The sequence below is a fragment of the Blautia sp. AM23-13AC genome (genome assembly GCF_003435675.1).
In the GTDB taxonomy this organism is placed as follows: Bacteria; Bacillota; Clostridia; order Lachnospirales; family Lachnospiraceae; genus Fusicatenibacter; species Fusicatenibacter saccharivorans.
On the sequence record NZ_QTUL01000001.1, the window covers coordinates 430,513 to 444,991 of the forward strand.

Genomic DNA, 14,479 nt, shown 5'->3' on the forward strand with positions numbered 1-14,479 from the left:
ACTTAGTATTCTTCCTCTTCCTCGCCCTCGCTGATATCAGACTTCGGTTTTGCAAGACCTTCGATCTTGATGTGGTGTTTCTCTGCGTAATCCCAGAGTGCAGCGTGAATTGCTTCTTCTGCAAGCAGAGAACAGTGAACTTTGACCGGCGGAAGTCCGTCGAGTGCTTCCATAACGGCTTTGTTGGTTACTTCCAGAGCTTCCTGGATGGTTTTTCCTTTTACCAGCTCGGTTGCCATACTGCTGGTTGCAACTGCGGCGCCGCAGCCGAAGGTTTTGAATTTGCAGTCCTGAATGATTCCGTTATCGTCGATGTCAAGATACATTCTCATGATATCGCCGCATTTTGCATTTCCAACGGTACCTACACCGCTTGCGTTCTCAATTTCTCCTACATTTCTCGGATGCTGGAAATGATCCATTACTTTTTCACTGTACATTGTTATTCTTCCTCCTGAACTATTTCAAAGCAGTCCTCCTCCGGCACAGCTTTTACCTGAATTTTTCTGTACCGGCTTTCTGGATGGACTGTCTTATTTTTTTTTAACTTATTTACCCTGCTGTTTTTTGATGTAATCCTCATACAGCGGGGACATGCTGCGCAGACGGTCTACGATCGCTTTGATCTGCTCTACAACGAAATCAACGTCCTCTTTTGTGATCTCCTCACTTAAAGTCAGACGTAAGGAACCGTGTGCTTTCTCGTGCGGCAGTCCGATGGCCAGCAGTACATGGGACGGATCCAGGGATCCGGAAGTACATGCAGAACCGCTGGATGCGCAGATACCTTTCATATCCAGCATGATCAGAAGGGACTCTCCCTCGATGAATTCAAAGCTGATGTTGCAGTTGTTCGGCAGACGTTTTACCGGATCGCCGTTCAGACGGCAGTTCGGAATCTCGGTTAAAATACGGTTGATCAGATAATCACGTACTTCGATTTCTTTTGCGGTACGCTCCGCCATAGTTCTTGCCGCACGCTCTGCCGCAACTCCATATCCTACGATGCCCGGTACATTTTCTGTTCCGGCACGGCGTTTTCTTTCCTGCGCACCGCCGTGTACGAAGGAGCGGATTTTCACACCCTTTCGGATGTAAAGGAAGCCGATTCCTTTCGGTCCGTTAATCTTATGACCGCTGGAACTGAGCATATCAATATTGCACTCATCCACATTGATCGGGATCTGGCCAAATGCCTGTACGGCATCTGTGTGGAATAAAATATTGTGTTCTTTTGCAATTCTTCCGATTTCCTTGATCGGCTGAATCGTTCCGATTTCGTTGTTTGCCGCCATAACGGAAATCAGAATGGTCTCAGGTGTGATGGCTGCTTCGAGTTCATCCAGATTGACAACGCCGTTCTCATCGACGCCGATATAGGTGATTTTCGCACCGCGCTCTTTTTCCAGATACTCACAGGTATGAAGAATCGCATGATGCTCGATTTTTGTGGTAATGATGTGGTTTCCTTTATTTTTATATGCTTCAAAGGTAGCTTTTAACGCCCAGTTATCGGACTCGCTGCCGCCGGCTGTAAAATAAATTTCCTCCGGTTTTGCGCCGAGCACGTTTGCGATCTGCTCTCTTCCTTTGGTGATGGCTTCTTTGCTTTTTCCTGCAATTGCATAAATACTGGATGGATTTCCGTAGTATTCGCTGAAATAAGGAAGCATAGCCTCGACAACTTCCGGGGCTGTTTTTGTTGTTGCCGCATTGTCCAGATAAATCATTGTTGTTCACTCCTTGTCATTTCTATCGCTGTTTCTGTTTTTCTCTAATTGCCGGCTCTGCTGAACCAGCTCTCCGAGGCTGATGGAATCCACAGCGTTCGTAATTCCCTCATTGATCCTCTGCCACACAAAACGCGTGACGCAGAAATCGGCCGCATCGCAGCCGCCCAGGCCTTCATTGACCGAGCACGTGACTGCCTCGAGTCCGCCCTCCAGCACACGGAGAACATCTCCTACCGAAATGGAATCTGCCGGTTTTGCAAGTACATATCCACCGCCTGCTCCCCGCACACTCTCAATGAATCCGGCTTTTCGAAGCGGACGCACCAGCTGCTCCAGATAGCTCTCTGAGATATTCTGGCGTTCTGAAATGCTGGCAATGGACACTGCACCCTCTTCTTCGTGACTCGCCAGATCGATCATGGCACGCAGGCCATATCTTCCCTTGGTCGATAATTTCATTCCTGGTTCTCCTTTTTCCTGTGCTGTCGTTTTCCAATTCCGACAGTTTTAATCGGATTTATTTCTCACTCAGAATAGCACCTCTCACGGGGTTCTGTCAAGGAGTTTTTTCGCATATTTTAGACTATCTGCGCAATGCCGTGAAAGGAGTCTATCCCATGCTGAAAATCACAAGAAAGAACACGCTTCTTCTTGGCACACTGATCCTGACCGCGTCCGGGATCATCTGCAGAATTCTTGGATTTCTCTATAGAATATTCCTGTCGCGCCGGATCGGTGCGGAAGCCTTTGGTATCTACCAGCTCGCCACACCACTCTACGCACTGATGCTCTCCCTTGGCGCAGGCGGCATGCAGACGGTGCTCTCGCGCTTTGTCGCATCGTACCTTGCCAAAAAGGATTCCAGACGGGCAAAGATCTGTCTGGCGGCCGGATGCGGCATTGTAGTGATACTTTCCTTCTCCGCCTCCATCTTTCTCTTTTTCAGCGCGGATTTTATCGGAACACGGCTTCTTTTTGAGCCGCGGACGATTCTGCTCCTCCGGATTTTATCACTCGGCATTCTCCCCTCCGGGATCCACAACTGTCTCTCGGCATGGTATCTTGGCCAGAATCAGACGGCACTGCCTTCTTTTTGCCAGCTTTTGGAACAGTTCGTGCGCATGGGCGCTTCCTACCTTGCCTGGCTTTTCTGTCTTTCCACAAGCCTCCCCTCTGCCGCTGTCGCTGCATTCGGTACTGCCGCCGGCGAACTCTTTTCGTGTCTCTTTCTGATGGCCTGCCTGTCCGTCTCGCACAGCAGGTCCCCTCAGAAACACCGCCCGATTTCTGTTTTTTTCAAAGAAAAGACCCTCTGGTACGATACCTTCCGAGAGCTTGCCGTTTTGAATCTTCCGCTTACGCTGAACCGTATTCTTCTGAATGTCCTCCACAGCATTGAAAGTGCTCTGCTCCCCGGCTGTCTGGTCACCTTCGGTCTTTCCCGGAAAGCAGCGCTCTCGCAGTATGGCATTCTCACCGGTATGGCACTTCCTATGATCTTTTTTCCATCTGCCATCACCCACGCGGTGTCCGTCATGCTTCTGCCCGGCGTAGCAAAACAGCAGGCCGACGGTACGCCGGAGCAAATATCAGACACAATCCGTTATACAATTTCTTTCTGTGTGCTGCTTGGCACTTCCGCTGTTTTTGCCTTTTTCTTTTTCGGTCCGTGGCTTGGACGTTTCCTTTTTCAAAACGAAGAAGTCGGCGCTTTTCTGCGTATCCTTTCATTTTTAAGTCCTTTTCTCTATCTGGAAACGACACTTGGAAGCATTTTAAACGGCCTTGGAAAAACTTCTCTCGTTTTTTTCCAGAACCTTGCCGGAGATGTAATTCGTATTCTTGCAATTCTTTTTCTCGTCCCGGTTTTCGGTATCCGCGGCTATCTCTATGGTATTCTTGCAAGTGAACTTACCATTATGACAATGGCACTTTTGTTCCTGCATCGGGAATCTGCAAACGGATTTGCTGTTCATTGATACCTTTTTTCTATCTTTTTTAAGAGAAACAGAATTTTCGCCGAAAAAATATCGACAATCTTCGCGTTATGTATTATAATTTATAGATAGTTTGCGACGGGGCACACAAGAACGCTCCTCTGCCCGCAGCTAGAAAAGAAGTGCATCTAAGATAAAGGAGAACGAAAATGAGCCTTGAATTTGTAAGAAAACTTCCCACCCCAACAGAGATCCGGGAACAATATCCCTTAAGCGCCCGCGCAACCGAAATCAAAAAACAGCGTGACGCTGAAATCGCAAAAGTCTTTACCGGGGATTCCGATAAATTTCTTGTTATCGTAGGACCTTGCTCCGCAGACAACGAAGACGCTGTTCTGGAGTACAATCACCGTCTGGCAAAGGTTGCCGACAAAGTATCCGACAAACTGATCATCATCCCGCGTGTCTATACCAACAAACCGCGTACCACAGGTGAAGGCTACAAAGGTATCGTTCATCAGCCGGACCCGGAAGGAAAGCCGGACCTGCTGCACGGCCTGATCGCCATGCGTAAAATGCATATGCGTGTAGTAGAAGAGACTGATCTGACTTCTGCAGACGAAATGCTGTATCCGTCCAACTGGAGCTATCTGTCCGATATTCTCTCCTATGTTGCGGTCGGCGCACGTTCCGTAGAAAACCAGGAGCACCGTCTGACTGTTTCCGGCATCGACATTCCGGCCGGCATGAAAAACCCGACCAGCGGTGATCTTTCTGTTATGATCAACTCCGTCATTGCCGCACAGGGCTCCCACTCCTTTATTTACCGTACCTGGGAGGTAAAGACAAGCGGAAATCCGCTGGCGCACACCATTCTCCGCGGTGCGACCAACAAGCACGGCAACTCCGTGCCGAACTATCACTACGAGGACATTCAGCTTCTGCTGGAGAAATACAACGAAACACATCTCGTAAACCCGGCTACCATCATCGATGCCAACCATTCCAACTCCGGAAAGAAATACGAGCAGCAGATCCGTATCGTCAAAGACGTTCTGCACACAAGACGATGCAGCAAGGATATCGAAAGTCTCGTAAAAGGTGTTATGATCGAAAGCTATCTGGAGCCTGGCAATCAGAAAATCGGATGCGGAACCCATGTTTACGGAAAATCCATTACCGACCCGTGTCTTGGATGGGATCAGACCGAACGACTGATTTACGATATTGCTGAGGAGTGCTAAATTTTCTCCTTCGTTGCAAAAACACATATGAAAGAAACCTCTGTCGCAGATTTTACCGGTCTGCACAGAGGTTTCTTTCTTTTGTTATGATAAGGTTGTTAAATCAATACCGTTGCAATGCTATTGCCCCAGAAGGTCAGGCGGGTTGTGGTTCCGTTCATGCGGAGATTGACTACTTTCGTCTCTTCTGACGTATTTAATACAACGAGTGCAATCGTTCCATCCGGGTTTTTCGCTGCTGTAACCTCAAGATCCGGCGAATACGTGGAGCTTGCGATGCGGACGGCGCCCGGTTTGATGTATTTTGAGAAGTGGGCGATCGCGTGGAACATCGGTTTTACTTCGATTGTGTCGGTCGTTCCGTCGCAAATGATCGGTGCGCCGCAGAAGTTGTCCACGTGGTTCGGGCCGCCGATCTCATCAAGCACGAGGTTCCAGTCAATCCAGTAATTCATGCCATGGTTCAGATCGCCGATGATGTCGTGCGCATACTGTTTTGCATGGCGCAGAGAGTTTCCGGCAGCCGCACCGTACCGTGCCAGCTCTACGCAGCCCTCACTGTGCATCAGCATCAGATCCGGGTAATCTTCTCTTACCATCGAGAGGGTGTCAAAATGATCGCCTGAATACCAGTGGTATGCAACACCAGCAATCATATCTTTCGTTGTCTCATCCACAATGTCGCGGGTTCTCTCGTACGTTCTCTCTTTGTTGTGGTCCCAGATGTACAGTTTTACGTGATCAAGGCCTTTTTCTTTTAAGGTCGGGTACAGATAGTCACGCAGGAATTCTTTTTCCTCTTCTGCCGTATATTCGCAGGAATCCCAGGTCTGAACAGCCAGCGGCTCATTCTGTACCGTCATCCAGGAAATCGGCAGGCCGAGTTTTTCGTACTCGGTGATGTATTTTGCAATATAATTTGCGTAATCCGGATAGCTTTCTTTTTTCAGGTGGCCGCCGCCGTTTCTCACGCCGGTCTCTTTCAGGAAGGCTGGCGGGGACCACGGGGAAAGCAGCAGTGAGACCGGTTTGCCAAGAGTTTTGGAAACAGCTTTTACGAGCGGCTGCACGTATTTTGCATCTCTTTCCAGGCTAAAATCCCTGAATTCCGGATCGTCCGGGTTTTCGACTGCGCAGTAATTGCCGATGGAGAAGTCACAGCTGTCCATGTGAATCCGGCCGATCGTATAGCCAATGCCGTCTTTTCCATAATACGCTTCTACTACTTTCTTACGGTTTTCCTCACTCATGCGGGACAGTGCATAGCCTGCGGACTCGGTGAGTGCGGCGCCAAATCCCTCAATTTTCTGATACGTCTTGTCCGGGTACAGGTTGATGACCTGCATTTCCTGATTTTTCGCGTCCGGGATCAGTGCAGTTTCATAGTCTCTTGTTTTGATGCCATCTTCCCCAAAGATGGTTGCGTGTAATGTTACTTTTGCCATAAGTTTTCTTCTCCTTTTCTCTGCTTTTTGCAGATCATTTTATCGCTCCGGATCCTTTTCCAGGCAGTCCGGGTAATAACTGAGTCTTGCGGTTCCGTGTTCGGCATAGAGCATGCCTTCCCGCGGTGCGGTTTTTCCTTCTGCTTCGCCGGACAGAATCTGCTCGGCGGTTTTGATGCAGTCATCGAGAATCGTCTCTGGCTGGCTGAAATAGCCCTGCATGCCGCCGAAACCGATGTGCCCGCTGTAGGATCTCTCATAGCGGGTTTCGTATGTTTTCAGGTGATACAGCCCTTCCAGCGTTTTTCTCACGCTGCAGCCGAGGACAAGAAGATTCTGGTTGCAGGCATCGCCGGAGAACAGGATTTTCGTCGCTTCATCAAGAAAACAGATGCCGCCCGGCGTGTGGCCGGCCACCTCGATGCACTCGACGCGGCGGTTTCCCAGTTCGAAAACATCGCCCTCGTGCAGGGCATGGAATGTCGGCATTTCGAACGGCTGAATTTTGTTGAGATCATACTCATATGCCTGATAGCCGCCGTTTCTTCCAATTTCATCAGCAAAGCCGCGCAGCTGTTCTGCGTTCAGGTTCCGTGTCATAGCAAAATCTGCCTCGCCAAGATAGACATCCGTAAACGCACCGATTCCGCCGACATGATCGAGATGGCCGTGCGTCAGGACAACGTCGTACGGCTTGTCCGTCAAGCTTGCCGCGATGCCTTTCAGATCAGAAAGGCCGCATGCGGTGTCAATCAAAAGCGCACGCTCCTCTCCGACCAGAAAATAACACGCGGACAGACCGAATTCGTTGATGGCGTAGGTGTTTTTCGCAATTTCCATTACCATTGGTTCTTTTATCATAGTTTTGTTCCCTCCCATACATGATGGCTGTTTTCGGAAAAAGCAGGCACCGCACGCATACCCCCACGATATGTTCTGCTCCAGTACCTGCTTTTTGTCCGTCTGTTCTGCCTGCGGCAGAAGTTATATAGTCTTTGCGTTTCCCTTTCGGAAATTCGTTTTATTTCAGGCCTGCTACGTAAGCGTCAAGCTGTTTCTGAGCTGCCTCTTTCATGGTCTCGATTCCTGCTGCTTCCATCTGGGACTGATAATCAGCCAAACCAGATTCTGCATCTGTGTATCCGAGCTCAAGCGGCCACCAGTACTGCTGCTGTACATTGTTGCATGCAGCAAGCTGGGTCTCGAAGGAAGAGGTATCCAGTACAAATCCTGTGAATTTCTCATTTCCCTGTCCAGAAACGATGTGGGACTCAAACTCATCAATGTTAGTCTTATAATCGTCCGGAGTACCGATCGCCTGACGGTTCAGAGCATCACTTCTTGCAGACCACATTGCGCTCGTTCCATAGTTGTCCGTATCCAGAACCTTGAACTGTCCTTCATCGTTCAGCTCATAAGAAGTTCCTTCAATGCCGTAGTAGAATGCATCGTATACTTCCTGATCATTGGTGATCAGATCCCACAGTGCCATTGCTCTCTCCGGATTCTTGGAAGTATTGGAGATTACCATACAGTCCTGCGTATATGGAAGATGTGCAACATCTTTTACCATGTTAGAATAGTGAATATCGTATTCCGGATGAAGAATTGCCTGTCCCACATAGGAATCAATGTTATGGATCTTCAGAGCTGCTTTACCATTCTGAAATTTCGTGCTGTCCGTGTCTGACAGAGCAGATTTTGAATAAAATCCTTTCTCATTCCATCTTGCCATCATTTCCAGGAATTCCGGTGTTTTCTCCAGCTCATAGGAAGTCATAACAGTTGGATTTTCTGCATTTGGATCATACCACAGATAACGGATTCCGTTGAAGGCTGCCAGTCCCTGATTTTCCATATACATGAAGAAGATTTCCGGTGCTGTAGAGTACAGATCGATGCACTCCATTTCCGGATGCGTTTCTTTGATGATATCGCAGTACTCTTCAATATCTTCAAAGGTCTCCATCTTTCCGTCCCATTCGGTTCCCTCTACCAGGTCACCACGATAGATAGGACCATATGAATTGTAGGTAGACAGCAGGGAAGGAACACAATAATAGCTTCCATTTACTGTTGCCTGCTGTTTTGCTTCCTCAGACTGTGCTGCAAAGTTCTTCGGTGCGTAGGTTGGCCAGAGCTCATCAAGGCTCTTGAAGGCACCCTTCTGCGCCAGAGATGCAAAGTTCAGCCAGGATGCACTGTATGCCATATCAAACTCTTCTCCCGAAGAGAACAGCAACGGATATTTGTTTGCGTACTCCGCCCAGCCGATCCAGTTGATTTTCAAAGAGCAGTTCAGTTTCTCTTTTAAGAGTTTGTTCAGATTCTCGTCGATTGCATCCTGTCCTGCCGGACGGTCACTGATGACATACATGGAAAGCTCCACAAACTCGGATGTGTCAAGCTCACCGCTTGCGGATGATGTAGATCCGCTCTTTGCAGCTCCACCATTGGAAGAGCTGGAATTGTTGCTTCCGCAGCCTGCAAGCAGGCCTCCGGTCATGGCGATTGCCATGGATACAGCAAGTGCTTTTCTTAATTTTTTGTTTTGCATTTCTTTTTCCTCCTTTTTCGTTGCCTTTATCTAATCGTTCCATCAGCCTTTGACGGAACCGATTGTAACACCTTTTACAAAATATTTCTGTATAAACGGGTAAACCAGAATGATCGGGCCGGTTGCCACAACTGCCATGGCCAGCTTCAGGGAGTTGGATGGCATATCCTGCAGCGGAATGTTTGCAGAGCTTGCCATCTGGGACATTGCCTGCGTTTTCTGCATCAGGGCATACAGCATGTACTGCAGCGGATATTTTGTTTCTGTATTCATATACAGCATTGCATTGTACCAGTCATTCCAGTAACCAAGCGCAAGGAACAGACCGATGGTTGCCATTCCGGATTTCAGAAGCGGAAGGATGATGCTGAAAAATGTTTTAAACTCGCCTGCGCCGTCAATCTTCGCAGATTCGATCAGTGCGGTCGGAATTGCGGATACGAAGGTTCTCATGATCAACAGGTAGAAGACATTGAACACACCCGGTAAGATCAGGGCAAGGTAGCTGTCTTTTAAGTGCAGATACTGGATGTAGAAAATATAGGAGCAAACCATACCGCCGTTAAACAGGGTCGTAAAGTAGAAGAAGAAGGACAGAGCATTTCTGTACTTGAAATCTTTACGGCTGATCACGTAAGCGGTCATTGTCGTAAGCAGAAGTCCTACTGCAGTTCCGGCGAGGGTGATAAAAATAGATACCCCGTAAGCACGGACAACGGTCATCGGGCTCTTGAAGATCAGTGCGTAAGCGGCTGTGGTAAATTCTCTTGGGAGAATGCCATAACCCTGAAACCGAATCGCCTGCTCAGATGAAAACGAACCGGAAACCACCATAATAAACGGCAGTAAACATACCAGAGCCATCAGCGCAACAAAGGTGTAACAGATGACATAAAATACTTTTGTAGAAGTACTTTTCTTGATTTTCTGTGATTTTGCAACAGCTTGCATAACTAATTCCTCCTTTTTTCTGTCTTAGAACAGTGCAAGATCTTCTTCTACATGTTTTACGATTGCGTTTACGATCAGAATAGTCGCAAAGCAGATGACGGACTGATAGAAAGATGCTGCCGCTGTCATACCGAGGTTGGAGTTCTGAATCAGGGAACGGAATACATAGGTATCAATAACATCGGTCTTGTTGAAGAGCTGTCCGTTGTTTCCAACGATCTGATAGAACATCTCGAAATCACCACGGAGAATTCGGCCAACCTGCAGAAGAAGCATGGTGATAATGGTCGGAAGAATGCTCGGAAGAGTGATGAAACGGATTCTCTCAAAAATATTTGCACCGTCGATGGAAGCTGCTTCGTGAATCTCAGCATCGACACCGGTAATTGCTGCGATGTAAATAACGGAGTTATATCCACACCATTTCCATGAGTTGAACAGACAGATGATCCATGGCCATATACCGGCTTTGGATGCATCGTACATATTGATCTTCTCCCCTCCAAAGAAGGTTACGATACTGTTCAGGATACCGGTTTCATAGTTGAAGATATTGTAAACAAAAACTCCAACGATAACCCAGGAGATGAAGTACGGTAAGAAAATGATTGACTGTGTCACTTTTTTAAAGATTTTTTTGTTGATCTCAGAAATAAAAATTGCGATCAATACCGCAAGAAGCTGTGAAGTAACCAGGTTTAACAGGTTGTACACAACTGTGTTTCTCGTAATCAGCCATCCGGTTCCGGATGAGAACAGGTATTCGAAGTTTGCAAATCCATTCCATTCACTTCCGAATACGCCAAGATCATATCGATAGTTCTTAAATGCAAGCACCAGTCCGGACATCGGAAGGTACTGCATAATCAATACCAGCAAAAATGCAGGCATCGCCATAACAAAAAGGGCTCTGTTTTTCTTTACTTCTGCTACAAAACTTTTCACATGCTTTCCCATTTGTTGACTTCCTTTCTTTTTCATCGTTCCTGCACTGTATGCAACTGCCGGCCTGTACAAGAGTGCTCCCAAGACCCTCCACGCATCGCTTTGTCTTGGGCTTGTTCTCAACTGATGACCCTATTATACCGAAGGATTTAGCTATTTTGTACCCAACAAAACTTCGATTTCTAGTAATTTCTTATGATTTTTGTGATCTTGCACAGGAAAAATCTTGTTTTTCTTCCTGTTTCTTGTCAATTTGTCAGCGTACTTTCCACATCTCTCCGCTCATTTTCACAATTTTTATACAAAAAGAAAGAGAGTTTTTCCTCTCTCTTTCTTTTCAGATCTTCTCTTCCGCTTCTGCCATTGTCATAACCGGAATTTTGATCTCAACATGCGTTCCTTTTTCACTTTCCAGATACGTAACACCATACTTTTCACCGAAGCAGAGCTTCAGGCGAAAGTTGATGTTCCGCACACCATAGCCATGCTGTGCTGTCCGGATGTCCTGCTGTGTCTCTTTCTGCATCTCTTTCACATCGACACCGGGTCCGTCATCCTGCACAGAAAAAACAATATCCTGTTCCTCTCTTCTCGCGCAGATCCGGATCTCACAGCTTTCAATATCCGGTTTCTCCGCAATCCCATGGACGATCGCATTTTCCACAAATGGCTGGAGAATAATATTGAGACATGCATAGCTCTTCAGTTCTTCCGGTACATCTACCTCGAGAGAAATGGCGTTATCAAAGTGATAATTTTCGATATTGACATAAACCTCAACATGCTCGACTTCTTCCCCGATGGAAATCAGGCTCTTTCCATGATTCAGACTCAACCGATAGAACCGGGCCAGATTCCACGTCAGCGTTCCGATCTCCTCTGCACCGTAGTCCATGGAAATCCAGTTAATCAGATCCAGCGTATTGTAGAGAAAATGTGGGTTGATCTGCGCCTGCAGTGCCCGTACCTCTGCCATTTTAACTTCCTTACCAAGTTGATAATGCTCCTGCATCAGCCGCTGGACTTCCTGCACCATACCGTTAAAATTGTGATAAATTTCCTCAATTTCATCTTCCTCGGTTGTGATTGGCAGATTTGCGTTCAGATTTCCGCTTTCCAGACCCGTCATTTCCACATTCAGCTTTTTCAGTCTTCCAACGTAGTAACCGGAAAGAAGATATGACATCAATACAATAACGGCAATCATACTTCCAAGCATCAGAGCCGCTGAGAGCCACAGAAACGTGTACTGATCCTCATATTCATTTTCGGGAATTATCAAGATCATCTGCCAGGATGCACCGTCCACATTTTGCCGGGTAATGTAATATTCCTTCTGTCCCTCCTTCTTTTTTTCCATAAAAAGCTCCGCGCCATAGTTTAAAAGTATTCCTTTTTTCTGCATTTTTTGAAGAATACTGCTGTTAGAGCTGGTAATCATCCTGCCGTTTTCACTCATCAGATAAACAAGACCTTCTGATGTGATATTGGCATTTTTCATAATATCCTGGAAATATTTCGCAGAAACACTGATGCTGCAGATACCAAGTTCCTCTTCTTTTTCTTTTTTGGATGCAATCCGGTGATACAGGGTAACCATCTGCGAGGTATCCTGCTGATCCACACCGTCTCTCTCACGACTGATTGCAACGTAATCTTCTCCCGTGTTCAGAGCATACCGCAGATCAACGTAATCGCTGCGTTCCTTAAGCCTTGATACTCCATCGAAATAATATTGATTTCCCGCATACATCACCTCATCCGGCACGTACAGGCAGAAACGATAGATCGAGTTCGAAATCTCGTAGGAATTAAATTCTTTATTCAGCTCATAGTATTCCAGCCACTGCTCCATGTATGGTCTTTCTTCTCCAAAGCCATCCGCTGACAGTGTATTCTGAATTACCCCATTGTCCTCCACCATATTCGCCAGATACGTCATATTCCGCAGATAACTCTCCGTAAAAGAAATCGCCTGGCTTACCGACTGTTCCATTGAGTAATCTGTTTTTTCACGATAATGGCGCACCACCTGCGGATAACATAAAAAGCAGAGTAAAATCTGCACCAGAATCAGCGGAACGGAGAAATACAACATCATTCTCTTATGCATTGACAATTTCTGTAATGGATTTTTCATCGCATCTGCAGGCTCTCCTTATACTCTGTCGGGGTAACCCCCGTCTTCTTTTTAAAGATTTTCGCAAAATAATTGGCATCCTCATAACCCACCATTTCAGATACCTGATAGAATTTCAGCTGCGGATCACGCATTTTCTGTTTCGCATTCTCTACACGCACTTCCAGCAGGTACTGTCCAATTGTAAGCCCCGTTTGTTTTTTAAACACGGTAGAAAGATACGTCGGTGTCAGATAAACAAGCTCAGCGAGTGTTCCAATAGAAAGATCCTGATCTGCATAATGTTCCTGAATATATTCCGTGATACGGCTCACATTATAACGGTTCTCCGTTTTATGCGTATTCGTTTTTCCATTCTGTTTTTCAAAAAGCTGCTCGATTCTGCGTATCATCTCCTCTTTCATTTCCGCAAACGTTTCTGCCTGCATAAAGAAATCGGTTCCTCTCTGTTCCCACGGCTTTTCCAGCATACCGGGATATCGATATTCTGCTGCTTTTTCCAGCATATCACGCATCACACAATAATGGTACCGTATGTCAGAACTCATACACAGATGATGGCTAACCAGTTTTTCATACAATTCTTCCTGAAAAAGGCAGGCACCTTTTTCATTGTTGTCTATAAGGAGTTGATAAAATTCATCCCTCTGTTTCTTGGCGTCATCCATCCACGGCTTCTCTGGCGGAATGTCATCGTAGCAGACACTTTTTCCCCATCCAAGCCACGAAAGAGCTTTTCCCGCTTCCTTTGCCTGACGATAAGACAATAAGATGTCTTTCTGACAGCTGCCTCTTCTTCCATGCGATAAAAAGCAGCCCGAAATCGAACCGTCCTGTGTACAGCTCTTCAACGTCTCAACTAAAATCGGTTCCATTTCTTTCCAACGTTTTTCTTTTTCACTTCCAAGGAGCAAAATCAGACAGAATGGATCAAAAAGTGTCATTGTTATCGAAATCTGATATGGTCGCAGTGCTTCCTTGGCCATTTTTTCAAATTCCGGTAAGAATCCGGCTCCACAGCCTTCACTGTCAAAATGGATCATGACAATGCGAAAATAGGCTCCCTCCGCCTGTTCCAGTGAAACATCGGTATCCACCTCCAAAAGATAGTTTCGAAGTTTCGCGCGTTCGCTTTTTCTGCGCTCTCTCACACGCTGCACTGCTTCCTCGACGTTTTCCGAGAGCAGCTTCACATTAACCGGTTTTTCCACGTATCCGACTGCATGCAAATCGATTGCTGCTTTCAGATATTCTTTATCTGCATAGCCCGTCGAAAAGATAATCTCGATCTCCGGGAATTTTTCTCTTAATTTTCGGCACAGATCCACACCGCTCATGCCCGGCATGCGAATATCCGAAAGAACGATATCCGGCCGGAAATTTTCCGTTTTCGCCAATGCTTCCTCTCCGTTCGCGGCCGCTTCAACTTCCGAAACACCAAGGCGCTGCCACGGAACGTGCTTTAAAAGGCCAGTTCGAATAATCTTTTCATCTTCTACCACAATCAGTTTCATGTTGTGATACCCC

The 14,479-nt window shown here is 46.8% G+C and carries 12 protein-coding genes; 2 read left to right on the forward strand and 10 right to left on the reverse strand.

Annotated features, from left to right (window positions below; all coding sequences use genetic code 11):
* Positions 1-2: 2 nt before the first annotated feature.
* The 3 genes from nifU to DW642_RS01965 form a co-directional block, all read right to left on the reverse strand.
* On the reverse strand, positions 3-440 hold the full coding sequence (gene nifU / locus DW642_RS01955; RefSeq protein ID WP_022463327.1) for a Fe-S cluster assembly scaffold protein NifU: 438 nt from the start codon (positions 438-440) through the stop codon (positions 3-5).
* Positions 441-548: 108 nt separating this feature from the next.
* Entirely contained in the window at positions 549-1,730 is a 1,182-nt protein-coding gene (nifS, locus tag DW642_RS01960; protein WP_022463328.1) for a cysteine desulfurase NifS, read from the reverse strand.
* Positions 1,731-1,736: 6 nt separating this feature from the next.
* Complete coding sequence (locus DW642_RS01965; protein WP_022463329.1) at positions 1,737-2,192, reverse strand: RrF2 family transcriptional regulator; 456 nt, start codon at positions 2,190-2,192, stop codon at positions 1,737-1,739.
* Between the two features lie 158 nt (positions 2,193-2,350).
* Here DW642_RS01965 and DW642_RS01970 point away from each other — a divergent pair, with 158 nt between their 5' ends.
* Positions 2,351-3,712, forward strand: a complete 1,362-nt coding sequence (locus DW642_RS01970; RefSeq protein ID WP_117509092.1) for an oligosaccharide flippase family protein — start codon at positions 2,351-2,353, stop codon at positions 3,710-3,712.
* 167 nt (positions 3,713-3,879) lie between these two features.
* The gene (locus DW642_RS01975; RefSeq protein WP_117509093.1) at positions 3,880-4,914 is read left to right on the forward strand and encodes a 3-deoxy-7-phosphoheptulonate synthase; all 1,035 of its coding nucleotides are present in this window, start codon (positions 3,880-3,882) and stop codon (positions 4,912-4,914) included.
* A gap of 98 nt (positions 4,915-5,012) precedes the next feature.
* On the opposite strand, the gene DW642_RS01980 is transcribed toward DW642_RS01975, so the two are convergent.
* The 7 genes from DW642_RS01980 to DW642_RS02010 all read right to left on the reverse strand — a co-directional run bounded on the left by DW642_RS01980 (position 5,013) and on the right by DW642_RS02010 (position 14,466).
* Positions 5,013-6,359, reverse strand: a complete 1,347-nt coding sequence (locus DW642_RS01980; protein WP_117509094.1) for a glycoside hydrolase family 30 protein — start codon at positions 6,357-6,359, stop codon at positions 5,013-5,015.
* Between the two features lie 39 nt (positions 6,360-6,398).
* The gene (locus DW642_RS01985; protein ID WP_158554955.1) at positions 6,399-7,220 is read right to left on the reverse strand and encodes an MBL fold metallo-hydrolase; all 822 of its coding nucleotides are present in this window, start codon (positions 7,218-7,220) and stop codon (positions 6,399-6,401) included.
* Positions 7,221-7,380: 160 nt separating this feature from the next.
* On the reverse strand, positions 7,381-8,916 hold the full coding sequence (locus DW642_RS01990) for an ABC transporter substrate-binding protein (protein WP_117509096.1): 1,536 nt from the start codon (positions 8,914-8,916) through the stop codon (positions 7,381-7,383).
* A gap of 42 nt (positions 8,917-8,958) precedes the next feature.
* On the reverse strand, positions 8,959-9,867 hold the full coding sequence (locus DW642_RS01995; protein ID WP_117509097.1) for a carbohydrate ABC transporter permease: 909 nt from the start codon (positions 9,865-9,867) through the stop codon (positions 8,959-8,961).
* A 24-nt stretch (positions 9,868-9,891) separates the two neighbouring features.
* Positions 9,892-10,824, reverse strand: coding sequence for an ABC transporter permease (locus tag DW642_RS02000; RefSeq protein ID WP_117509098.1), 933 nt, complete (start codon positions 10,822-10,824; stop codon positions 9,892-9,894).
* Between the two features lie 325 nt (positions 10,825-11,149).
* Complete coding sequence (locus tag DW642_RS02005) at positions 11,150-12,952, reverse strand: sensor histidine kinase (RefSeq protein WP_117509099.1); 1,803 nt, start codon at positions 12,950-12,952, stop codon at positions 11,150-11,152.
* On the reverse strand, positions 12,949-14,466 hold the full coding sequence (locus DW642_RS02010) for a response regulator transcription factor (RefSeq protein WP_117509100.1): 1,518 nt from the start codon (positions 14,464-14,466) through the stop codon (positions 12,949-12,951). The genes DW642_RS02005 and DW642_RS02010 overlap by 4 nt, the downstream gene beginning before the upstream one ends.
* Between the last annotated feature and the right edge of the window lie 13 nt (positions 14,467-14,479).